Source organism: Pseudomonas sp. LBUM1674 (assembly GCF_059695635.1).
Window position 1 is genome coordinate 3,967,520 of the sequence record NZ_CP166779.1, and the last position, 22,465, is coordinate 3,989,984.

The following is a 22,465-nucleotide window of genomic DNA, read 5'->3' on the forward strand; positions in this document are numbered from 1 at the left end:
GCAAGTCGGGACGCCGCACCGCCGCTCCCACAAGGATTTTGATCGTTCCCACCCGGAGCGAAACGTTCAACGATCAGATCGGGTTCAGCGGAAATCCCGGCTGCGCACGCTGATGCCGTCGAGCAACGGACTCAGGTCGCTCAAGCGTCCGGCGATCAAATGACGCACCTCGCCTTCCTTTTCCCAGCGCCCGTCGACCTTGAGCAACTGCGAGCCGACCAGCACCTGTCGCTGCCGGTCGGCCAGGTCGCGCCAGACCACCACGTTGACGTTGCCGAACTCGTCTTCAAGGGTGACGAAGGTCACCCCACTGGCGGTGCCCGGGCGTTGCCGGCCGGTCACCAACCCGGCGACGCTGACCGGTCGCCCATGTTCGACCTCTAGCAACTCCCTGGAACTGCGGCAACGCCGGGCTTTCAATTCACCCCGCAGCAGGGCCAGCGGATGCGGCCCGAGGGTGGTGCCGACACTGTTGTAATCGGCCAGCAGGTCCTCGCCCACGGTGGGTTTGGGCAATGCCACAGCAGCTTCCTCCTGGCTCGGCAGTCCGGCAAACAAACCGAGCTGTTTCTGCACCCCCGCCACCTCCCAGCGTGCCCGATGCCGATCGCCGGCCAGCCCGCGCAGGGCCCCGGCATCGGCCAGTTGTTCCTGGGCGCGGGCATCGAGTTGCGCCCGTTCACCGAGGTCGGCAATGTCGATGAGCACCCCCTTCGAACGTGCCGCTTCGATACGCCGGGCATCGTCCTCGCGAAACCCCTTGATCATCCGCAAGCCCATGCGAATCGCCGGCTGCGCACCGCTGATCGGTTCCAGGCTGCAATCCCAGTCGCTGGCCCGCACGTCCACCGGGCGAATCTGCAAGTGGTGCCGGCGCGCGTCCTGCAGAATCTGGTCCGGGCTGTAGAACCCCATGGGCCAGCTGTTGATCAGCGCACAGGCGAAGGCCGCCGGTTCGTGGCATTTCAACCAGCAACTGGCATAGGTCAGCAAGGCAAAACTGGCGGCGTGGGACTCGGGGAAACCGTAACTGCCAAAGCCTTTGATCTGTTCGAAGATCAGCGCGGCGAACTCGGGCGTATAGCCATTTTTCTTCATTCCGGCGGCCAGGCGATCCTTGTGTGGCTCCAACCCGCCGTGGCGTTTCCAGGCGGCCATGGAACGGCGCAATTGATCGGCTTCGCCGGGGCTGTAGTCGGCGGCGACGATGGCGATCTGCATCACCTGTTCCTGGAACAGTGGCACGCCCAGGGTGCGTTTGAGCACTGCCTCCAGTTCCGGGGAGGGATAGGTCTCGGGCTCTTCCTTGTTTCGCCGCCGCAGATAAGGGTGAACCATACCGCCCTGAATCGGCCCCGGCCGCACGATCGCGACCTCGATCACCAGGTCGTAAAACTTCCTGGGTTTGAGCCTGGGCAGCATCGACATCTGCGCCCGGGACTCGATCTGGAACACGCCGATGGTGTCCGCATGGCCGATCATGTCGTAGGTTTGCGGATCCTCGGCCGGGATCGTCGCCAGGCTCAGGTCAAGGTTTCGGTGACGCCGCAAAAGGTCAAAACAGCGGCGAATCGCGCTGAGCATGCCGAGGGCCAGAATATCGACCTTGAGCAGCCCGACCGCGTCCAGGTCGTCCTTGTCCCACTGGATGATGGTGCGATCGGCCATGGCGGCGTTTTCCACCGGCACCAGGCTGTCCAGAGGCTGCTCGGAAATCACGAAACCGCCGGGGTGCTGGGACAGGTGCCGGGGGAAGCCGATCAACTGCCCGGTCAAACTCAGCACCCGGCGCAACACCGGGCTGTCGGGGTCGAAACCGCCTTCGCGCAGGCGCTCCACGGGGGGTGTTTCGTCGTTCCAGTGGCCGCAGCAATCGGCCAGGGCATTGACCTGGTCCGGCGGCAACCCCAAGGCCTTGGCCACATCGCGCACCGCGCCGGCCGAGTGATAGGTGCTGACCACCGCGGTCAGCGCCGCGCGGGTTCGACCATAACGGCGGAACACGTACTGCAGGACTTCTTCACGCCGCTCGTGTTCGAAATCGACGTCGATGTCCGGCGGTTCGTTGCGCTCCTTGGAGAGAAAGCGTTCGAACAACAGCGTGGTGCGATCCGGATCGATTTCCGTGATCCCCAGGGCAAAGCACACCGCCGAGTTGGCGGCCGAACCACGACCCTGACAAAGAATCTGTTGCTCGCGGGCGTAACGCACAATGTCGTGAACCGTGAGGAAATAGCTTTCGTAGCCCAGCTCGGCGATCAGCTCCAGTTCCTTGTCGATCTGCAGCAACACCTTGGCTTGCGGGCCTTGTGGCCAGCGCCACGCAATGCCCTGCTCAGTCAGCACCCGCAGCCAGGAGGTGGCCGTGTGCCCCTCAGGCACCAGCTCCCGAGGGTACTGATAACGCAACTGGCCGAGGTCGAACGTGCAGCGCCGGGCGATGTTCAGTGTTTCGTCGAGCAGGGCTTGCGGATAGAGATCGCCCAAGGCGTCGAGGCTGCGCAAATGCCGCTCGCCATTGGGGTACAGGCGCAACCCGGCCTCGGCCACCGGCAAGTGATGACGAATCGCGGTCATGGTGTCCTGCAGGGCGCGCCGCCCGCGCGCGTGCATGTGCACATCGCCGCTGGCCACCGCCGGGATGCGCAATTCCCTTGCCAGCATCAGCAGCTCATTCAGCCGTCGGCTATCGTCCTGGCCGCGATGCAGCTGGACCGCCAGCCACAGGCGTTCGGCGAAGGTCTGCTGCAGCCAGCGACCCTGTTCAACGTCATCCACCGCGTCCGGCACCCACAACGCCAACAGCCCCGGCAACGGCTCGTCGAAATCCTCTCGCAGCACCTGATACTGACCTTTCTGCGTGCGGCGCCGGGCCTGGGTAATCAGTCGACACAGGCCCTGGTAACCCTCAAGGTTTTCTACCAGCAGCACCAGTTTCGGACCGTTCTCGATGCGCACTTCGCTGCCGATGATCAGCGGCAGCTCCACGGATCTGGCCGCTTGCCAGGCGCGGACGATGCCCGACAGGGTGCACTCGTCGGTGATTGCCAGCGCTTGATAGTCCTGCTTTTTCGCCCGCTGGAAGAGTTCGAGGGCACTGGAAGCACCGCGCTGGAAACTGAAGTTCGACAGGCAGTGCAGCTCGGCATAATCGACCTTCATGCGAACCAGCCCTGCAGCCACAACGGGCCGCCCTCACCCACCGCCCGCCAGGCCCAGCCCTGCTGGCCGGAGCGGGTTTCGATCAGGTAGTAATCGCGGCGCACGTCGGCGCCGTCCCACCAGCCGGACTCGATACGTTCCGGCCCCATCAGGATGCGCGTCGAGCTTTCGTGGACCGCCAAGGGCTCGCTCAGCAACCAGCCCGGACGCTGCACGGCCGACAGCCCTGAACAGGGCTGACTGTCGACACCGGTCTGCCACGCGCACTCCGGCCGGTGATCGGCCTGGAACCGCAAGCCCTGCACCGCGTCATCCCCCAGCCGCGCGCGCAGGCGTTCGCGCAGTTGCTCCCAAGGCAAGGACTGCTGCGCACGGTCGTCGAACAGCTCCTGGTACTGGGGCACGAAGGCCGGCAAGTCTTCGGCGCGCAGACGAAAACCGTGTACCGGGGCCTCGACCTGGACCTGTTCCAGCCGCCCCCTGGCCAGTTCGAAGAGCATCGCCGGATCGCGCTCGGCGCTGAGCAGGCCGACCTTGATCACGCTGTCCGGCAACCCGGCGTGTTCCAGGTGCAGGTCAAAGCGCTGCACGCCGCTGTCCCGGCCACAAAGGAAGGCAGAAAGATCGCCGGTCAGGCGGCGTAACGGAAACAGCAGCGCCTGGTGGGATTGCACATCGAAATTGAGTTCGATGCGCACATCGAACCGGTCCGGCGGCAAGTAGAACGCCAGCGCCAGCCGACGGGTGCCCAGCAAGGCATCCAGGTGCTTGAGCACCTGGGCCTCGAAACGCCGGGCCAGACTCTGCCGGGGCAACGCCTGCACCTGACTCAGCGTGCGCAGCCCCATGCGCGACAACGCCGTGGCGACGCTCGCCTCCAACCCGATGCGGTCAATGGGCAACTGCCCCAAGTGATACTGCAAGGCTTGATCATCGGGCACCACCAGACCGTCATAGGCATTGGCCAAGACCCGCGCCGCCACCGGGTTGGGCGCAGCAACGATGCGGTGGCGAAACCCCAGCTCGCCGAGTTCGGCGCGCAAGCGTGCTTCGAAGTGCGGCCAGGGCCCGAACAACCCCAGGCTGGATTCGATTTCAAACACCACCGCCCGCGGGTAATGCACGCTGACCTGGGAGCTGAACCGATAGGCCCAGGCGGCGAGAAACTGCTGCCAGTGTTCGATCTCGGCAGCGTCATATTCAGCCGTGACAAATCCCTTGCTCAGGGCCTGCGCAGCGGTCATCGACTGGCCCGGACGCAAGCCCAGCGCCCGTGCGGAAGCGTTGACCGCCTGCAACACCCGACGCTGCGCCGGGCCGGTCAGCAGCGCCAGCGGCTCATCGGGATCGGAACGCTGACGCAGGACCGCGTCCAGCGCCAATTGCGGGAAGAGAATGCACACCCAGCGCATGGCAACCTCAATGCCCCACCGGGAAGGCAATCGGCGCCGAACGCGCCAGCCCACCCCGACACTTGAGCACCCGCAATTGCGCAGGCCTGGCGTCGATGGCGATGCGCAGGGCGGCGGGCGAAGGGTTGATGGCTTCATGGATCGAGCGGTAGGCAAATGCCAGGGTCGAGCCGGTTTCCGCCGCCACCTGCAAGCGGCGCAAGGCGCGGTCATCGGCCTTGTGCGGCCAGCACAACACCGCGCCGCAACTGCCCGAACGCAAACATTGTTCCGCCGCCCACAGCGCATCGCGCTCGCTGGCCTGGATGATCGACAACTGGCGCAGATCGACCCCGGCGTTCTGCCACGCCTGGGGATACGGCACGTAGGGCGGCGCCACCAGCACGATGCGTTCACCCGCTGCCGACAATCGTGCAAGCGTCGGCCACACCAGTTGCAACTCGCCAACGCCCTGCCCGGCCAGGAGGATTTCCGTCAACGCCGCTTCCGGCCAGCCGCCCGTGGGCAAGGCCGCATCCAGCGCGGCATGCCCGGTGGGTTGCGGGCTGGCGGCCGGTGGCGCAGGTCGCCCCCGCCAGACCTGGCCGCCATTGAACAGCGTATCCAACGCAACGACGGCACCCATCACCCTTGCCTCACCAGGCCGCAGAACACCCCTTCGATGGCCAGGTCCTGTCCGGCGCGAACGATGATCGGCTGATACGCCGGGTTGCGCGGCAACAGGCGCACGGCATCGCCGACCCGCTCGAAACGCTTGATGGTGACCTCCCCGTCCAGTCGAGCCACCACGATCTGGCCGTTGACGGCCTCCGGATTGCGATGCACCCCCACCAGGTCACCGTCGAGAATACCGTCCTCGATCATCGAGTCGCCCCGGACCCGCAGCATGTAATCCGGCACCCGGGAGAAAATCGACGGGTCGAGCAGCAAGCGGCTGTGCACCTCGGCATCGGCCCCGATCGGCGCCCCCGCCGCCACCCGACCGAGCACCGGAATGTCCAGCAGCTCGGGCCGCGCCGGTTGCCCGAGCAAACGAATGCCCCGGGCCTGATGCGCATTGACCTCGATGAAACCGGCTTCGGTCAGCGCCAGCACATGCTTGCGCGCCACGCTGCGGGAGGCGAAACCGAACGCCTCGCTGATTTCAGCGAGGCTCGGGGATTGACCGTGCTCGGCGATTCGATCGCGGATAAAGGTCAGGATGGCGGTACGGCGGGGAGTCAGAGTCGTCATGGAGTACATTTGTACTCTTTCGGCGTTTTCCTGGCAAGCACCGTCAATCCGCTGGCGGGAGGGTTGACCACAAAACTCGCGCAAAACACCGGTCAAATGTGGGAGCGAGCTTGCTCGCGATAGCGGACTGACATTCAACATTGATGTTGACTGTTATGACCCCATCGCGAGCAAGCTCGCTCCCACAGGGGATTTCAGGTGGTTTCGGGAGTGAGGTTTGCCAGGTAGGGCCATGGGTAGATGCCGCGTTCGTGACCGTCGCTGAACACCAATTGCAAGCCGTAGCCCTGGGCGTTCAGTTCGGTCACTCGAATGCGCGGATCGACCTTCACCGTCAAGCCTTGCAGCCGAAACGCCCGACATTGCGAACACGGGCATTGACGACGCAACTCGGCGTGGTCGAGCAATTGCTCACGACCATTCGGCCAGTTCAGGCGCAATTGCTGTTTGCTCCGGCAATTGCCAATCGCAACCGGGTTCATTGCAGTTGACTCAACGCGATGCGCACGGCTTTGCGTACTTCCGGATCACCGTCGTCCTGTGCCGCCTGCAATGGCGCGATGGCGCCTTTATCGTTCAACTCCCCAAGCGCCAGCGCGGCTTCCTTGCGCAGGTTGCTGATGCGGTGGCCGAGGGTTTCAATCAGTGCGTCGAGGGCCGGTACGTATCGCAAGCGGCCGAGGCTGCGGGTGGCGCGCAGGCGCACTTGCCAGTAATCGTCGCCCAGGGCTTCGACCAGGACCGGCCCGCCGTCGGCATGCCCGACCTTGCCCAGGGTGGTGGCAGCCTCTTCGCGCACTTGCCAGGCCTGGTCCTGCAGGGCCTGGCGCAGGGCCGGCAGCACCTGTACATCGGACGCCAGGCCCAAGGCCCCGGTGGCGGCGCGGCGGACTTCGGTGTCCGGATCGTCACTGGCCAGTCGGGCAAGCGCCGGCAAGGCATCGAGCTGCTTGAGCCAGCCGAGTACGCCGACGGCTTCGCGGCGAACGCTGGCGTCTTCATCATTCAGCGCAACCGCAGCAGCTTGAGCAGCATCGGGAAACCGCAACTCGCGCAAGGCCCTGAACGCGGCGATGCGCACGCTGATGTCGGCATGCCCGGTCCACGGCAGAATCACCCGGCCCGCCGCTTCGCTCTTGAGCAGGCTGAGGCTTTGCGCGGCAGCGGCCTGCACCGCCTCAGAGGGATCGGTCAAGGCCTGGCACAGTGCCTGGACCACGGGCTCTTCCTCCCAGGCTTCCAGTAGCCGTGCCGCTTCGGCGCGGACCTCTTCGGTCGGGTCTTGCGTCAGCCGGTTGACCAGCCACAGCAAGCCATCCGGTTCCTCGAGATCGGCCAGTTCGATCAGGGCAATCCGGCGCACCCCGGGATCTTCATCGGTCAGGCGCGGTTGCAGGGCGAGAATGTCATCGTTATCGGTTACATCGAATAGAGAGGTCATAGGGCAAATCGCGGCAGTTTGTTTTCAGGGGGAAGTCCGAGGGGGTTCAGGCGCGGTAACTGCCGACCGCCTTCGTGACGCAGCAACTCGAGGCAATGACGCTTCAAGCGGGAGAACGCGTGGCTTGTCACCAGTTCGGTGGTGCGAGGCCGGGGAAAATCGAGGCGCAGGTCTTCGATGATCCGGCCCGGGCGCGAACTCATCACCAGCAGGCGATCGGCGAGGAACAGCGCTTCGTCGATGTCATGAGTGACGAACACCACGGTGGTGCGGATGCGCGTCCAGATATCCAGCAGCAGTTCCTGCATGTTCAACCGGGTCAGGGCATCGAGGGCGCCGAAAGGCTCGTCCATCAGCAACAGCCGTGGGCGATTGATCAGCACCCGGGCGATTTCCACCCGCTGCTGCATGCCGCCGGACAGCTGATCCGGCCAGCGCTCGGCAAAACCTTCGAGGCCGACCAACGCCAGGATTTCGTCGGCGGCCCGGTGCCGTTCGGCTTTGCCGATGCCACGCATTTTCAGGCCGAAGGCGACGTTGTCGCGCACCGTGCGCCAGGGGAACAGCGTGTGATGCTGAAAGACCATGCCGCGCTGGGGCGATGGGCCCGAGACTTGCGCGCCGTCGACGTTCAGGGTGCCGGTCCAGGTTTGCAGATGTCCGGCCAACGCGCCGAGCAAGGTCGATTTGCCGCAACCGGACGGCCCGAGAATACACACGAACTGCCCCGGCTCGATCTGGCAGTCCAGGCCTTGCACGGCTTCGAAGGCTTGCCGGTCTTCGCCGAGGACAATGGACAACTGGCGGATGTCGATCCGCCCGTCAGGGGTTTGCATCACGCTCATCAGGCTTTTCCTCGTGGTCGGTGCCAGGGCGTGAATAATCCGCCCAGCCGTTTGATCAGCAGGCTGCTGCCCATCCCGAGTACGCCGATCAGCAACATGCCGACCACGATGTCGGCGTAGTTCTGGATGGTGTAGGACTCCCAGGTGTAATAGCCGATGCCGTACTGGCCGGAGATCATTTCCGCGGTCACCAGGCAGAACCAGGAAGTGCCCATGCCAATGGCCAGGCCGGTGATGATGCTCGGTGCGGCGCCCGGCAGGATCACTTCCAGCAGAATCGCCCGTCGCCCTGCCCCGAGGCTTTTCGCCGAGGCGATCAGCCGTGGGTCGACGCCTTCGACGCCGTGCACGGTGTTGAGCAGGATCGGGAACAGCGCGCCGGTGAAGGTGATGAACACCATCGACAGCTCTGACGATGGGAACATCAGGATCGCCAGCGGAATCCAGGCCACCGCCGGGATCGGGCGCAGGACTTCCAGGGGTGGCAGCAACACGTCTTCAGCCCATTTCGAGCGACCGATGGCCAGACCGAGGGCGACACCGATGATCAGCGCCGCGAGATAACCGGCAAACACCCGGCCGAGACTGCTGCTCAGGTGCTGGACGAGCTTGCCGGAATCGCCGAGGCCGAGGGCGGCTTCAACGACCGCCAGCGGTGTCGGAACGTTGGCGAAAGTGACCAGGCCGAGGTTCCAGTGGCCACTGGCGGCGAATTGCCAGAACAGCAGGCAGAGCAGCAGCGAGGCGGCTCTGGGGATCCAGCGTGCATATGATCGGTACACAATTCTTCCTCTCAACCGAGATCCTGTGGGAGCGGGCTTGCCCGCGATTACGGTGTGTCAGTCGACACTGATGCCGACTGATCTGGCCCCATCGCGGGCAAGCCCGCTCCCACAGGGGATTGCGATGTTCTGGTGGTTAGCGAACGGCAATAGCCTGGGTCGTGGCATCCGTGAAGTCGAAGACTTTGCCACCCTGGGCCGTGGCGAACTGCTGGGCCTGGCCTTTGAGCAGAAACGCGCTCAAGCGCCCTTGCGCATCACTGGCAAACCACGCCTGATCCGCCAGCAACTTGATCCCGCTGTCGCTCGCCTGGGCATACACCGCGCGGATGCTCTTGCCTTCCTGCTTCAGGCTGGCCAGCGCGGTGAACGCCGACTCCGCCGAGGCGTATTGACGAACCTTGGGCTCGCCACGCACCCAGACCTCGGCCACATGGCTGAAATCGGTAATCGGCTTGCCGCTCAGCGCATCCACCGCGTTCAGCGGCGTTGGTGCGTAGTTGGCCAGTTGCGCGGTGTAGTCCAGGTTCGAGGCCTTGAACGCGGTGCGGATGTACTGATCGTCAATAAAGGTGTTCAAGTCGAGACCGCGGTCAGCCTTCTTCAGCAACTTGAGGGTGTCGATGGCGGTCCCCACGGCCTGTCGGTATTCCGGCTTCCAGCTCAGGTCGCGGGTCTGCACCCCGAGCGGACCGTAGAACAGGTAATTGACCTCGGCATCGACCCCGGTGACCTTGGCGATCAACTCGCTGTATTTCTCGGGCTCGGCCGTCAGTAACTGGTTGGCTTCGATACTGGCGCGAAGGTAGGCGACGACAATTTCCGGGTACTTTTTCGCGTACGCCTGATCGACCAATGCGCCATGGAAAGTCGGGGCATTCGCCTGGGAACCGTCATAGATCTTGCGAGCAAAACCTCGGCTCGGGAACAGTTCGGCGAAGGGTACGAAGTCGGCGTGGGCGTCGATCTTCCCGGCCTGCAATGCCGAGCCTGCGACCTCCGGCGGCTGGGCGATGATGTTCACGTCCTTGAGCGGGTCCCAGCCCTGGGCGGCCACGGCGCGCAGCAACATGCCATGGGCCGTTGAGGCAAACGGCACGGAAATGGTCTTGCCCTTGAGCTCGGCCAATGACTGCACCGCCGAAGCGCTAGGCACCACGATGCCGTTGCCGCTGCCCTTGATGCTGCCCGACAACACACTGATGAACAGGCTGTGCTTGCCTGCGGTTTCGAACGCCACACCGTTGAACGAACCGGGGAAATCGGCCATGGCGCCGAAGTCGAGTTTGCCGGCAACCATCTCGTTGGTCAGGGGCGCGCCGCTGGTGAAGTTCTTCCACTGCACTTCGTATCTGGCGTCCTTGTAGGGGCCATCGTGGGGCAGGTATTTGTCCAGCAGACCCAACTCGCGAATCAACAGACCGCCGGCAGCGCAGTTGATCGTGGTGTCCTGGGTGCCGATGGCGATGCGGATGGTTTCGGCTTGCGCCGACAAGGTGAATGTAGCCAGTACCAGACCGGCAAATGCTGCACGCAGCAATATTGGCAAAGACATGGTGAATCCCCTCGAATCATTTATAGGATGTTCGTCTCCGCCACGATCAGGGCGCGGTGGGAAACGAGGGGTGTTTTGAAGCAAGCGTCCGGTGTTGCCGGGTAGCTATTTTGTTGTCTGTGGCGGCCTCATCGCGGGCAAGCCCGGCTCCCACAGGTTTCCCTGGTGTCTGCAAAACTTGATTCAGCACACATCCCTGTAGGAGCCGGCTTGCCGGCGAAGACGTCAGCACATTCAACATCTCGGTAGCTGACACACCGCTTTCGCTGCGGTGCGGCGATCCGACAAGCCAGCTCCTACAGGTCGGTGTTTCAGCGCAACAGATACGGGATCTCGACTTTCACCGCCCCGGTCGGGCAGTCCTTTTCACACGGCATGCAATACCAGCATTCGTCGAAGGCCATGTAGGCCTTTTGCGTGGCGGGGTTGATCGCCAGCAGGTCCATCGGGCAGACGTCGACGCACACGGTGCAGCCTTTGTGAGCGATGCACAGGTCCTCATCGACCGTGACCGGCGCGTTGGAACGAAAGAAGATTTCCTGGGGTTGATAGGCCATTTCGCGGTCTCTCTTTTGGTGAGGCTCAGGCAGCAAAGGCACCGACTCGCAGCCGGTCGTAGGCCTGCATTTCCTCGGCATCCAGCGGGATGATGTAAGGCTCGACGGCTTTCTTGAAACTGCTCATCACACCGTTTTCATCCTTCTTCAGGTGGCAATGGCAGAACCAGTCGCTGTCGTTGCGTTGCGGGTGATCGACCCGATAGTGGTAAAGCCCCCAGCGACTCTCGGCGCGGAACAGCGAAGCGCGGGCGGCCATTTCGGCACAGTCGCGGATCATGCTGACTTCCATGGCGCGCATCAGCTCGTGGGCGTTGTGGGCCTTGATCTGATCGAGGTCGCGCTGGATGTCACTGAAGCGTTGCAGGCCGATCTGCATCTTCTTGGTCACTTTCGGCGGTTGCAGGTAGTCGTTCACAAAACGCCGCAGCTTGTACTCGACTTGCGCCGGCGGCAGACCGTGTTTACGATCCAGTGGCGCATAGACCCGCGCCTTTTCCGTTTCGATCTGCTGCGCATCGACCGCTGAAAATTCGCGTCCGGCGACAAAATCCGCCGCGTTGGTGCCGGCGAACCAGCCGTAGGTGAACGCGCCGAGCATGTAGTTGTGCGGCACTGCGGCCATGTCGCCCGCCGAGTACAAACCCTTGACCGACGTCTCGGCCTTCTCGTTGACCCACACCCCCGACGCCGAGTGACCGCTGCAAAAACCGATTTCCGAAATGTGCATCTCGACCATCTGCGTGCGGTAGTCCGTGCCGCGGTTGGCGTGGAACTGGCCGCGACTGGGGCGTTCGTTGCTGTGCAGGATCTCTTCGATGTTCTGGATGGTTTCCTCGGCCAGGTGATCGAGCTTGAGAAACACCGGGCCGTTGCCGCTTTCGAGCTCCTGGTGGAACTCCCACATCATCTGCCCGCTCCAGTAGTCGCACTCGATGAAGCGTTCACCCTTGTTGTTGGCGGTGTAGCCGCCCAGTGGTCCGGTGACGTAGGCGCAGGCCGGGCCGTTGTAATCCTTGATCAACGGGTTGATCTGGAAGCATTCAAGGTTGGCCAGTTCCGCGCCGGCGTGATAGGCCATGGCGTAACCGTCGCCGGCATTGGTCGGGTTTTCATAAGTGCCCATCAGGTAACCCGAGGACGGCAGCCCCAGGCGCCCGGCCGCGCCGCAGCACAGAATCACGGCTTTGGCCTTGATCACGTGGAAGTCGGCGGTGCGGCAATCGAAGCCCATCACACCATTGACCGCGCCCTCTTCGTCCTTCAGCAAGCGGGTGCAAACGAGGCGATTGGTGATGCTGATCCGTGCCCGTTTCAACTGGCGATACAGGACTTTCTTGATGTCATGCCCTTCCGGCATCGGCAGCACGTAGGCGCCCATGTGGTGGACCTTCTTCACCGCGTAGTCGCCGGTTTCATCCTTCTCGAATTTCACGCCCCAGCGGTCCAGTTGCTCGATGGTTTCAAAGCTGTGAGTCGCGTAGGCATACACTGCCGCCTGATTGACGATGCCGTCGTTGGCGATGGTGATTTCCTTGGTGTACTGCTCCGGCGTCGAGTGGCCGGGAATGATCGCGTTGTTCAGGCCGTCCATGCCCATGCTGATGGCGCCGCTGCGTTTGACGTTGGCCTTGTCGATCAGCAGCACCCGCAGATCGCGGTTGCGTTCCTTGGCCTTGATCGCAGCCATGGGCCCGGCCGTGCCGCCGCCGATCACGACGATGTCGTATTCCTGCTCAAGCGTGCTTCTGGTTATAGAGCTGCGGGTCATGCCTGATCCCCTTTGTGCCGGTCGATCCGCAGGCGGTACTGGAAGGCATCGCCGCGGTAGTAAAGGTGTTCGAAGTCCAGGGGCTGGCCGCTGGCGTCGTGGGTCAAACGCTCGATGCGCATGATCGGCGAGCCGGCTTCGACGTTCAGCGCCTGGGTCAGGTCGCTGTCGGCGAGTACGGCGTCTATGGCCAGGTCGGCGTGACCGAGGGCCAGGCCGCAGTCGTTCTCGAGGATCAGGAAAATGTCGCGGGTGACCAGATCGGCCTTCTCCAGCCGCTCGCCGATGGCCTTGGGCAGGTAGGTGATTTCCAGCGAGATTGGTTCGCGATTGATCAGCCGCACCCGTTTGATCTGCGCCACGACTTCACCTTCGGCGACCTGCAACCGCTCGGCGACAAGTTTGTCGGCCGGTATGAATTTGAAGCTGCGCAGGCGGTTGATCACCTCGTAGCCGCGACCGGTCATGGACTCGGCCAGGCCTTGCAAGGTGCTGACATTCTGAAAGGTTTTCGGTTTGGCGACGAAGGTGCCCTTGCCGTGGATCTTGAAGATCAGGCCTTCTTTCTGCAGGTCCCCCAGCGCCTGGCGCACGGTGATGCGGCTGACCTTGAACAACGCGCCGAGCTCGCTTTCAGACGGCATCTGGCTGTCTTGCGGGTATTCGCCGTCGAGGATGCGGGCGCGCAGTACATCTCGCAGTTGGGTGTGTAGCGGAACACTGCTCAGGGATAGAACGTTATCGGTCATGGCAGATCACTTGTTATAACGAGTTATGACGTGATCTTAAAGTTCTAATAGCGGGCTTGAGAAATACTGTTTGGGAATAAGGTTAGATGCGCAGCGCTAACCCCCACAGGTTCAAGTGCGTTTGAGGATTTGATCCATGATCCAATCGGTTTTCAACGCTTGCTCGGCCACCGCCGGATGCTGCGCCTCACCACGAATGTGCGCGTTCATGCCCAATACGTGATGCCACTGGATGTGCTCGTGATGGTCGATGTGCAGGCTAAGGTTTTCATCCGCTTCAAGCTGAACCGGATGTTCATCGAACACGGAAAAGCTGATCCGCCCTTTGCTGCCGATCACCTCGACCCGATCCTCGCGTCGATCCGCGACAAAGTTCCAGCAGCCCATGCCCATCGCCCCGCTGGCAAAGCGCCAACTGGCACTGACCGCATCTTCGGCGGCATACAACCCGGCCTGTCGCCCGGTGAAACCGGCAACGTCGACGATGTCGCCGAGCAGGTACTGAAACAGGTCCAAGCCATGACTGGCCAGGTCTGCGAAATAGCCGCCGCCGGCAATCGCCGGATCGGTACGCCAGTTGCCGGCACCGCTGCGATCCTCTGCCGACGGCGCCTTGGTCAGGGTCCAGGTCAGGTGCCGGACCTCGCCGATCCGCCCCGTGTCCAGCCATTGCCGCACTTGCTGGAAGCGCGGCAACGAACGTCGATAATAGGACACGAACAGGTGCAGCCCGGCATCGGCAAAGACCTGTTGCATCTCCCGGCTTTGCCCGGCATTCAGCGACATCGGTTTTTCGACACAGCAATGTTTACCGGCGGCGGCCACCCTCAAGGCGTAAGCGTGATGACTGTCGGGCGGCGTGGCGATGTACACCGCGTCCACTTCGGGATCATTGATCAACGCTTCAACGTCGGTGCAGGTCCTGGCGATGCCGTGGCGTGCGGCATAATCGGCAACCGCCTCCAGCCGTCGCCCCATCACCGCCACCAGCGCCGAGCCGGGAGCCTTGTAGAAAGCCGGTCCGCTCTTGCGCTCAGCGACGCTGCCACACCCGATCATGCCCCAGCGCACCACCTTCATCGTCATGCCTTGATCCTTAGTCGATGCGCAATGCGCGCAGGTCCAGATGACCGTCCTTGAGCGGCGGGCACCTGTAGGAGCTGGCTTGTCGGATCGCCGCACCGCAGCGAAGACGGCCTCAAGCCTTGCGCCGCCAATGAAAACGCCTTCGCCAGCAAGCCGGCTCCTACCGTTCAGCCGACGCGCAACGCACGCAGGTCCAGATGACCGTCCCTGAGCGGCGGGCACCAGTAGTAGCCGCCAGTGATCGGCCGACTCATGCGGTAGAGACCATCGGTGATGCCGTCTTCCAGACCGCTCATGCGCCGCAGCTGTGCTTCGAACGCATCGAGGGAGAAACCGAAGGCGAGGAACATCAGGCCGGCGCGGTCACCTTCGATCCACGGCATCGAACGGCGCACCACGAACGCCTCGGGGGCGAAGCTTTCCTGGGCGGTGCGTTTGACGTGGGCGGAGATCGGCGCGTCGTCGAGCTCTTCGTTGTCGCTCAGGCGCCGGCCCATGATGTTGTCCTTTTCATGGGACGGCAGCGCGTTGAAGCCTTTCAGGTCGTGCTGCCACTGCTGGATCGCGGCGAAGCTGCCACCCACCTGGCCTTCAGTGCCCTCACCCACCAGCGCGGCGGCCACGGCGGCTTCGTCGTGAGGGTTTTCAGTGCCGTCTTCGTAACCGGTCAGGTCATGCCCGGTGAGGTGGCGGAAGGTTTCGTTCATCTGCACCAGGCGCAAGGCCGGTGCCACGGCCGATTCGATGGCGCTGCTGCGATTGAGCAATTCGCCACGGTCGACTCCGTGTAACCAGCACCACAGCGCGTGTTGGGTCGACGGGTTGTCGACGCCGACCCCGGTCAGCGCCGGAAAGGGACGCAGGCCCTCGATTTGGCCATGAAGCGCCTTGACCAGGGACTCGCCGAAACCGACCACTGCCGACTTACCGTCCACCAGCTGCATCAAGTTGTCGAGCGCGGCTGGGAGTGCAGCGGCGGATTCCAGCGCGAAGAACATATGACGGGCTTGAGGTGGGACTGGGGTGGCGAGAATGCCCGGCTGGTAGTGACTCATATGAACTCCTTTGGAAAGAGCGCGAAGTTTACCCGCAGCGTTGGCCGTTGTGTGTTCTCGGGGCAAAAGATCACAGACTCGATGCGCCGGGCAGGAACTTTAAACAATCAAGACAGCTAGCATGCTGTGGGACATGACAATCCATGCAGCGATCTGCTAAAACGATTCAGCCATACCGATCAAGCGCGCAGCCTGCAAAGGGATCAAACCACTGCGCGACTGAGTTTATGGCCTAACCACCACTTTTCGACAACCGCATCGTGATCAAGCCTTGACCTGATCCCGGTGCATAGCGATAACAGACCTTATCCGCATCACCCAAATCCAGACGGGGTAGCGACATGACCACAGCACAGATCCTTGGCAACCTGTTTCCCTCTGCCGGCGACATCCCGGAAAAATACCGCCTCGACGGCCAGATCGAGCAGCGTGAATACCTGGTCGACGGTGAGCTGAAAACTTGGCCAGGCCCTCTCGCCCAGGTTCGCAGCCCGGTGTACCTGGCCGGTGCGAACGGCGACGAACAAGTCATCCTCGGCAGCACGCCATTGCTCGATGCGGACACCGCATTGACGGCCCTCGACGCCGCCGTCCGCGCCTATGACCGGGGTCAGGGGTTATGGCCGACCATGCGCGTGGCCGAGCGCATCCAGCACGTCGAAACCTTCCTCGGCCGCATGCGCGAACAGCGTGAAGCGGTGGTCAAGTTGTTGATGTGGGAGATCGGCAAGAACCTCAAGGACTCGGAAAAAGAGTTCGACCGCACCTGCGACTACATCGTCGACACCATCAATGCCCTGAAGGAACTCGACCGCCGCTCCAGCCGCTTCGAGCTGGAACAGGACACCCTCGGCCAGATCCGCCGCGTGCCCATGGGTGTGGCGTTGTGCATGGGGCCTTACAACTACCCGTTGAACGAGACCTTCACCACGCTGATTCCGGCGCTGATCATGGGCAACACCGTGGTGTTCAAACCGGCCAAACTCGGCGTGCTGCTGATCCGTCCATTGCTGGAAGCCTTCCGCGACAGCTTCCCAGCCGGAGTGATCAACGTGATCTACGGCAGCGGCCGCGAGACCGTCAGCGCGCTGATGGCCAGCGGCAAGATCGACATCTTTGCGTTTATCGGCACCAACAAGGCTGCCAGTGACCTGAAAAAACTGCACCCAAGACCGCACCGTCTGCGCGCGGCGCTGGGTCTGGATGCAAAGAACCCCGGCATCGTCCTGCCTGAAGTGGATCTGGACAACGCGGTCAGTGAAGCGCTGACCGGTTCCCTGTCCTTCAACGGCCAGCGCTGCACCGCGCTGAAAATTCTCTTCGTCCACGAAGATGTGGTCGACGCCTTCATCGAAAAATTCAACGCCAAACTCGCCACGCTCAAACCCGGCATGCCGTGGGACAGCGGTGTGGCGCTGACGCCGTTGCCGGAGGCGAGCAAGGTCGATTACCTGCACTCACTGGTCGCGGATGCAGTCAGCAAAGGCGCTGCTATGGTCAACCCCAACGGCGGTGAAGCCCGCGCTTCGTTCTTCTACCCTGCCGTGTTGTACCCGGTGACGCCGCAGATGCGCGTCTACCAGGAAGAACAGTTCGGCCCGGTGGTGCCGATCGTGCCTTACCGGCATCTGGACACGGTGATCGACTACGTCCTGGAATCGGACTTCGGCCAGCAGCTGAGTATCTTCGGCACCAACCCGGTAGCAGTCGGTCGGCTGGTGGACACCTTCGCCAACCAGGTCGGGCGGATCAACCTCAATGCCCAGTGCCAACGCGGTCCGGACACCTACCCGTTCAACGGCCGCAAGAACTCCGCCGAAGGTACGCTGTCGGTACATGATGCGCTGCGGGTGTTTTCGATTCGGACCCTGGTGGCGACCAAATTCCAGGAAACCAACAAGGAACTCATCAGCGAAATCATCAGCGGACGCAGTTCGAGTTTCCTGACCACCGATTACATCTTCTGAGGAGATCCAAGCCTGAGCACATTCAGAGCCCACCGACTGCCACCGCTGCTGCGCCGAATGCTGCGTCCATTGCTGGACCCCTATCGGCGCTATCGCCACGCCAGACTGATCCACGCGGTGCGCGTGTCGCTTGGGTTGCTGGCCACGATCCTGCTCACCACCGGCATCAACCTGCCCCACGGTGAGTGGGCGTCGGTGACGATGCTGGTGGTGATCGGCGGCTTGCAGCATCACGGCAATATCGGCAAAAAAGCCGCCGAACGCGCCATCGGCACCTTGATCGGGGCCGGTGTCGGTCTGGCGCTGGTGGCGCAAGAAGCATGGCTGGGAATGCCATGGCTGACCTATTTCGCGATGGCCGTGGTGTGTGGCTTCTTCTCGTACCACGCCATCGGCAAGGGCGGTTACACCGCGCTGCTGTCGGCGATCACCGTATTCATCGTCGCCGGGCATGGCGACAATCCGGTCACCGACGGGTTGTGGCGCGGGGTCGACATCCTGATCGGCATTGCCCTGGCCCTGGCGTTTTCCTTCGCCCTGCCGCTGTACGCGGTTTACTCCTGGCGCTACAACCTGGCCGATGCCCTGCGCGACTGCGCGGCGATCCACGGCCGCATCATCAATGGCCAGTCGGTCAGCGATGACGAATACCACACAATCATGGGCCGCCTGAACACGGTGATGCTGCAACTGCGCTCGCTGATGCCATCGGTGTCCAAGGAAGTGAAGATTTCCATGACCGAACTCGATGCCATCCAGCGCCATCTGCGCCTGTGTATCAGCACCCTGGAAATCCTCGGCAACACCCGGCCGGATGCCAACGACCCCGTTGCCATGGCCAATCTGCAATCGACGCTGAAAGCCGAGCATCGGTTGATTCGAGTGCAGTTGATCGGCATGGCCCGGGCGTTGAAATCCGGTGCCACCCAGCGCCTCAGTCGGCCCGCCGAACTGCCGACTGATGCCAGCCTGGATGCCCCGGTCTATAACGCCCTGGATGGCTACCGGTTGCTGAATCGCCAGCTGGCCGCCAACATCGGCCAGATGCGCCAGCGCCTGGCCAAGACCGCGCCGCGCTGGAACATCTGACGCCGGTTCAGGGCGTGACCGTGCGCCGAAATTTCAGGGTCCAGCCCTGCTGCATGCCGGCAGCCGCCAGCAGAATCGCGGCGACACCCAGCCATTGCAGGGGCTCCAGGCGGTGGCCGAAGGCAAACCAGTCGACGAAGATCGCCGCAATCGGGTAGATGAACGACAACGCACCGGTCAATGCCGTCGGCAGCTTTTGAATGGCGCCGTACAGCAGCACATACATCACGCCGGTGTGGACGATGCCCAGGGTCACCAGGCTGGCCCAGCCGCTCGGTGCTTGCGGCAGCGCCGAGAAGTGCGCGAACGGCGCGAGCAGCAGCACGCCGGTGCTGACCTGGACCAGCGCGATCAGGTGCGGCGGCGTACCGGTCAGGCGCTTGATGATCAGCGCCGCAATCGCGTAAAGGAACGCAGCGCCCAGCGCCAGGGCGATGCCCATCAGGTAATCGTTGCCGCTTGCGCCCTGTTCGCCATGGGCGCTGACAATCGCCAGCATCCCCAAAAACGAGATGCCCAGCCAGAACAGTTTCTGCAGGGTGATTTTTTCGTTGAGGAATAACGCCGCCAACCCCACCAGCATGAACGGCTGAACGTTGTACACCGCGGTACCGATGGCAATCGAGGCGCGAGAATAAGATGCGAACAGCAACACCCAGTTGCCGACAATCGCCACGCCGCTGAGCACGGCCAGCAAGAAGGTGGTGCGGGTCAGGATGCCGGGGCGCAGGAAGCCGAATGCCGCGCAAATCAGCAACAAGGTGCCGGCGCCGAATACGCAGCGCCAGAACACCACGTCCAGCACCGGTTGCCCGGACACCAGCACGAACCAGCCGATGGTCCCGGAAATCAGCATGGCGGCGGTCATTTCGAATGAGCCGCGACGTATAGTCTTGTCCATCATCAGACTCCTGTGTGTGAGCCCAAAGTATGCCAATCCGCCTGGGGTCTTCTCCAGCGCAAAAATCAGGCTAAACTCGGTTTCTGCCTTTATTACGAAGGCGGTTCCGATTAATTGCCTAATCGAGGTTGCGCCATGACCGACGACATCGACCAAGTGCTGATCACGGCCTTGATGGAGGACTCGCGGCGCTCGCTCAAGGCTTTGGCTAATATCAGCGGGCTGTCCTCGCCCAGCGTTGCCGAACGTCTGCGCCGCCTAGAGGAACGGGGTGTTCTCAAGGGCTATACCGTCGAGATCGATCCCCGATGCTTCGGTTACCAGCTGCAGGCCATCGTCCGCATCCGCCCGCTGCCGGGGCAGTTGCAGGAGGTGGAGCGGCAGATCCAGGCGATCCCCGAGTTCACCGAGTGCGACAAAGTCACTGGGGACGATTGCTTCATTGCCCGTCTGCATGTGCGTTCGATGGAGCAGTTGGACACCTTGCTTGACCGGCTTAATACCCATGCTGAAACCAACACTGCGATCGTCAAGAAGACGCCGGTCAAGCGGCGGTTGCCGCCGATGGCATGAGTGCGCAGCCAAATAGCCGGGGCTGCTGTCCCGGCTTTTTTGATCGTGTACATATCCGTTGCTGCGGTAACGGCGGCTAATGGTTTCGCCCTTACGGCGAGTCACTTGGAAAAGCCCCAAGTAACCAAGGGCTCTTGCCCCTGTCGTTCGGTGCCTCGCCTAGGCTCGGCATGCCCTCGCTCCGGTCCTGCTCCGTGGGCCCGCCGCGATCGGCCATCCATGGCCGTGCGCGGCTAACCCGGCATCCATGCCGGGTTGCCCACTGCGCAGAACCTCCACTCGGCCTCACGAGGGGGCGTACACCGCAACAGCAAAATCAAGAGCCAAACCGAGGCGGCCTACCGGCCGACCTGGCTCTCCGATCCGCACGCAATCCAACTGTAGGAGCTGGCTTGCCAGCGAAGGCGCCCTGACAGCCGCCCCATCCACTCCGACCGTACTCAATTCCCCCTGTAGGAGCTGCCGCAGGCTGCGATCTTTTGATCTTGCCGTTGCCGTTGCCGTTCCTCAGTAACGAGCTATCCGGACGCTTTGTTCATGAACACCAAAAAACGACAAATCGACGATAACGCTGCAAGCCCTGCCCCCTGCCCCCCCACGTCACTCTATAAAAAGCCAATAAAAAACCCGCCGAAGCGGGTTTTTTACTCAACGCCAGCGATCAATCATCGCGGCTCATGATGCCGAAGATCTGCAACAAGCTGATGAACAGGTTGTAGATCGATACATACAGGCTGATGGTCGCCATGATGTAGTTACGCTCGCCGCCGTGGATGATGGCGCTGGTCTGGAACAGAATGCAGACCGAGGAGAACAGCACAAAACCTGCGCTGATCGCCAGTTGCAGGCCGCTGATCTGGAAGAAGAAGCTGGCAACCACCGCACCCAGCAACACGAAGAAACCCGCCGTGATGAAGCCACTGAGGAAACTCATGTCCTTGCGGGAGATCAGCACATAGGCCGACAGGCCGCCGAACACCAGCGCAGTCATCGCGAAAGCCGAGCTGACGACTTCAGCCCCGCCCTGCATGCCCAGATAACGGTTGAGGATCGGGCCGAGCAGGAACCCCATGAAACCGGTCAGGGCAAACGCCGACACCAGGCCCCACGCCGAATCACGGAGTTTGTTGGTCAGGAAGAAAAGGCCGTAGAAACCGATCAGCACCACGAAAATGTTCGGGTAGCCGACACGCATCTGCTGGGCGACATACGCCATCACGCCGCTGAATGCGAGGGTGAGAGCGAGTAGGCCGTAAGTGTTGCGCAGGACGCGGCTAACCTCTAGCTGCTCAGCCTGCACGCTGGTATTAACTGCGTAATCCTGTTCGCGCATGGCGACACTCCTGTTGGTTTGAAACGTTCAGTCGCAAAGATCATAACAGACGCTCTGTAACAAGCTACGAAGAGAGTTTGACAGTGTGTTTCATTCAGGTATTATGGCGCCCGCAACGCAAACGGAGGTGTGGCCGAGTGGTTTAAGGCAACGGTCTTGAAAACCGTCGACTGTAACAGGTCCATGAGTTCGAATCCCATCGCCTCCGCCATCTTTATACGACAAAGCCCTGATTATTCGGGGCTTTGTCGTTTCTGGGTTTGGTCGAACTGGCGATTACTGGCCAGCTCACTGATGACACCCACCCTGGCTCAGCACCGGGCTTCCCATCTCCAGCTAACCGTAACTCCGGCATCACTGGGGAGTCAGGATGTACTGGGACTTCACCTCTCCACTGCCAGGATCGATGAACCAGACGTCCTTGTTGTCAGCTTTCACCCGCTGACACTCGGTAGGGTAGCCTTTTGCAGCGATGCAAAGAACGCCGTTCTTGACTGTCCAGTGTTCTGTCGCAGAGTACGCATCAGCGCCACTGAAGAACTCTGTTCCGTCCTCGTTGAAGCTCATTGAGGCTGGTTTTTTTATGTTGGTCAGTTTGTTGCCAACCAAAGTGCTTCTTATCTGAGCGTCATCCAGGGAAGCGGCTGAAGGCGGGACCGGCTTCACGGGTGTGCCACCCGAAGAAGCGCAGCCCGCCAGCGCGAGCACTATCAGCGTGTGGCTCAACGTCTTCAAGTTCATGCGACGCCTCTTCTTATGGTTACTGTGGGATATTTGAGCCTAGGCATATTGACTGAACATCACCAGGAACCTGCATCACGACTTTCGGCAACCTGTCACGCCATCGTCACACCTGCCAAGCACAATGTGATCAGCCAAAGGGATTTGGCCACGTGTACAGAGAGCCCGGCCAATGAGCCGGGCTTTTTGTTTCTCCCCCTCTACTTTCTGTAC

At 62.2% G+C, this 22,465-nt stretch carries 20 protein-coding genes and 1 tRNA gene; 4 read left to right on the top strand and 17 right to left on the bottom strand.

The window, feature by feature from the left end; all coding sequences use genetic code 11:
• Nucleotides 1-84 precede the first annotated feature (84 nt).
• From ACA067_RS18200 to ACA067_RS18265, 14 genes are all read right to left on the bottom strand, one after another.
• Nucleotides 85-3,183, bottom strand: a complete 3,099-nt coding sequence (locus ACA067_RS18200) for an error-prone DNA polymerase (protein WP_497457849.1) — start codon at nt 3,181-3,183, stop codon at nt 85-87.
• Complete coding sequence (locus ACA067_RS18205; RefSeq protein ID WP_497457850.1) at nt 3,159-4,574, bottom strand: Y-family DNA polymerase; 1,416 nt, start codon at nt 4,572-4,574, stop codon at nt 3,159-3,161. Before ACA067_RS18205 ends, ACA067_RS18200 begins: the two co-directional genes overlap by 25 nt.
• Before the next feature lie 7 nt (nt 4,575-4,581).
• Nucleotides 4,582-5,199 (bottom strand): translesion DNA synthesis-associated protein ImuA, encoded by a 618-nt coding sequence (gene imuA / locus ACA067_RS18210; RefSeq protein ID WP_497457851.1) that lies wholly within the window; start codon nt 5,197-5,199, stop codon nt 4,582-4,584.
• On the bottom strand, nt 5,199-5,816 hold the full coding sequence (gene lexA / locus ACA067_RS18215; protein WP_497457852.1) for a transcriptional repressor LexA: 618 nt from the start codon (nt 5,814-5,816) through the stop codon (nt 5,199-5,201). Before lexA ends, imuA begins: the two co-directional genes overlap by 1 nt.
• Nucleotides 5,817-6,001: 185 nt before the next feature.
• Complete coding sequence (locus ACA067_RS18220) at nt 6,002-6,289, bottom strand: DUF971 domain-containing protein (RefSeq protein ID WP_497457853.1); 288 nt, start codon at nt 6,287-6,289, stop codon at nt 6,002-6,004.
• Nucleotides 6,286-7,248, bottom strand: a complete 963-nt coding sequence (locus tag ACA067_RS18225; RefSeq protein ID WP_497457854.1) for a HEAT repeat domain-containing protein — start codon at nt 7,246-7,248, stop codon at nt 6,286-6,288. The genes ACA067_RS18220 and ACA067_RS18225 overlap by 4 nt, the downstream gene beginning before the upstream one ends.
• Nucleotides 7,245-8,093, bottom strand: coding sequence for an ABC transporter ATP-binding protein (locus ACA067_RS18230; RefSeq protein WP_497457855.1), 849 nt, complete (start codon nt 8,091-8,093; stop codon nt 7,245-7,247). The genes ACA067_RS18225 and ACA067_RS18230 overlap by 4 nt, the downstream gene beginning before the upstream one ends.
• Complete coding sequence (locus tag ACA067_RS18235; RefSeq protein WP_497457856.1) at nt 8,093-8,875, bottom strand: ABC transporter permease; 783 nt, start codon at nt 8,873-8,875, stop codon at nt 8,093-8,095. The genes ACA067_RS18230 and ACA067_RS18235 overlap by 1 nt, the downstream gene beginning before the upstream one ends.
• Before the next feature lie 136 nt (nt 8,876-9,011).
• Nucleotides 9,012-10,418 carry an ABC transporter substrate-binding protein gene (locus ACA067_RS18240; RefSeq protein WP_497462801.1) on the bottom strand — a complete coding sequence of 469 codons (1,407 nt, stop codon included), beginning with the start codon at nt 10,416-10,418 and terminating at the stop codon, nt 9,012-9,014.
• A 323-nt stretch (nt 10,419-10,741) separates the two neighbouring features.
• A complete protein-coding gene (locus ACA067_RS18245) occupies nt 10,742-10,987 on the bottom strand; it encodes a 4Fe-4S dicluster domain-containing protein (protein WP_007946457.1) in 246 nt (81 codons plus the stop codon).
• A gap of 25 nt (nt 10,988-11,012) precedes the next feature.
• Nucleotides 11,013-12,758 carry a fumarate reductase/succinate dehydrogenase flavoprotein subunit gene (locus tag ACA067_RS18250; RefSeq protein WP_497457857.1) on the bottom strand — a complete coding sequence of 582 codons (1,746 nt, stop codon included), beginning with the start codon at nt 12,756-12,758 and terminating at the stop codon, nt 11,013-11,015.
• A complete protein-coding gene (locus tag ACA067_RS18255; protein ID WP_497457858.1) occupies nt 12,755-13,507 on the bottom strand; it encodes a GntR family transcriptional regulator in 753 nt (250 codons plus the stop codon). The genes ACA067_RS18250 and ACA067_RS18255 overlap by 4 nt, the downstream gene beginning before the upstream one ends.
• 111 nt (nt 13,508-13,618) lie before the next feature.
• Nucleotides 13,619-14,587, bottom strand: coding sequence for a Gfo/Idh/MocA family protein (locus tag ACA067_RS18260; protein ID WP_497462802.1), 969 nt, complete (start codon nt 14,585-14,587; stop codon nt 13,619-13,621).
• 173 nt (nt 14,588-14,760) lie between these two features.
• Complete coding sequence (locus ACA067_RS18265; RefSeq protein ID WP_497457859.1) at nt 14,761-15,648, bottom strand: Dyp-type peroxidase; 888 nt, start codon at nt 15,646-15,648, stop codon at nt 14,761-14,763.
• A 341-nt stretch (nt 15,649-15,989) separates the two neighbouring features.
• Here ACA067_RS18265 and ACA067_RS18270 point away from each other — a divergent pair, with 341 nt between their 5' ends.
• Both ACA067_RS18270 and ACA067_RS18275 read left to right on the top strand, forming a co-directional pair.
• Nucleotides 15,990-17,615, top strand: a complete 1,626-nt coding sequence (locus ACA067_RS18270) for an NADP-dependent glyceraldehyde-3-phosphate dehydrogenase (protein WP_497457860.1) — start codon at nt 15,990-15,992, stop codon at nt 17,613-17,615.
• A 57-nt stretch (nt 17,616-17,672) separates the two neighbouring features.
• On the top strand, nt 17,673-18,704 hold the full coding sequence (locus ACA067_RS18275; RefSeq protein ID WP_497457861.1) for an FUSC family protein: 1,032 nt from the start codon (nt 17,673-17,675) through the stop codon (nt 18,702-18,704).
• A gap of 7 nt (nt 18,705-18,711) precedes the next feature.
• On the opposite strand, the gene ACA067_RS18280 is transcribed toward ACA067_RS18275, so the two are convergent.
• Nucleotides 18,712-19,605 (bottom strand): DMT family transporter, encoded by an 894-nt coding sequence (locus ACA067_RS18280; protein WP_497457862.1) that lies wholly within the window; start codon nt 19,603-19,605, stop codon nt 18,712-18,714.
• A 135-nt stretch (nt 19,606-19,740) separates the two neighbouring features.
• Here ACA067_RS18280 and ACA067_RS18285 point away from each other — a divergent pair, with 135 nt between their 5' ends.
• Nucleotides 19,741-20,178, top strand: a complete 438-nt coding sequence (locus ACA067_RS18285; protein WP_150785673.1) for an Lrp/AsnC family transcriptional regulator — start codon at nt 19,741-19,743, stop codon at nt 20,176-20,178.
• A 661-nt stretch (nt 20,179-20,839) separates the two neighbouring features.
• Here the strand turns inward: ACA067_RS18285 and ACA067_RS18290 are convergent.
• Nucleotides 20,840-21,511: a Bax inhibitor-1/YccA family protein gene (locus ACA067_RS18290; protein WP_497457863.1), complete on the bottom strand. Its 672-nt coding sequence runs from the start codon at nt 21,509-21,511 to the stop codon at nt 20,840-20,842.
• A 123-nt stretch (nt 21,512-21,634) separates the two neighbouring features.
• Between ACA067_RS18290 and ACA067_RS18295 the strand changes: the two genes are divergently transcribed.
• Nucleotides 21,635-21,722, top strand: a tRNA-Ser gene (locus ACA067_RS18295).
• A 143-nt stretch (nt 21,723-21,865) separates the two neighbouring features.
• Here the strand turns inward: ACA067_RS18295 and ACA067_RS18300 are convergent.
• Nucleotides 21,866-22,252, bottom strand: coding sequence for a hypothetical protein (locus ACA067_RS18300; protein WP_497457864.1), 387 nt, complete (start codon nt 22,250-22,252; stop codon nt 21,866-21,868).
• Nucleotides 22,253-22,465: the final 213 nt, after the last annotated feature.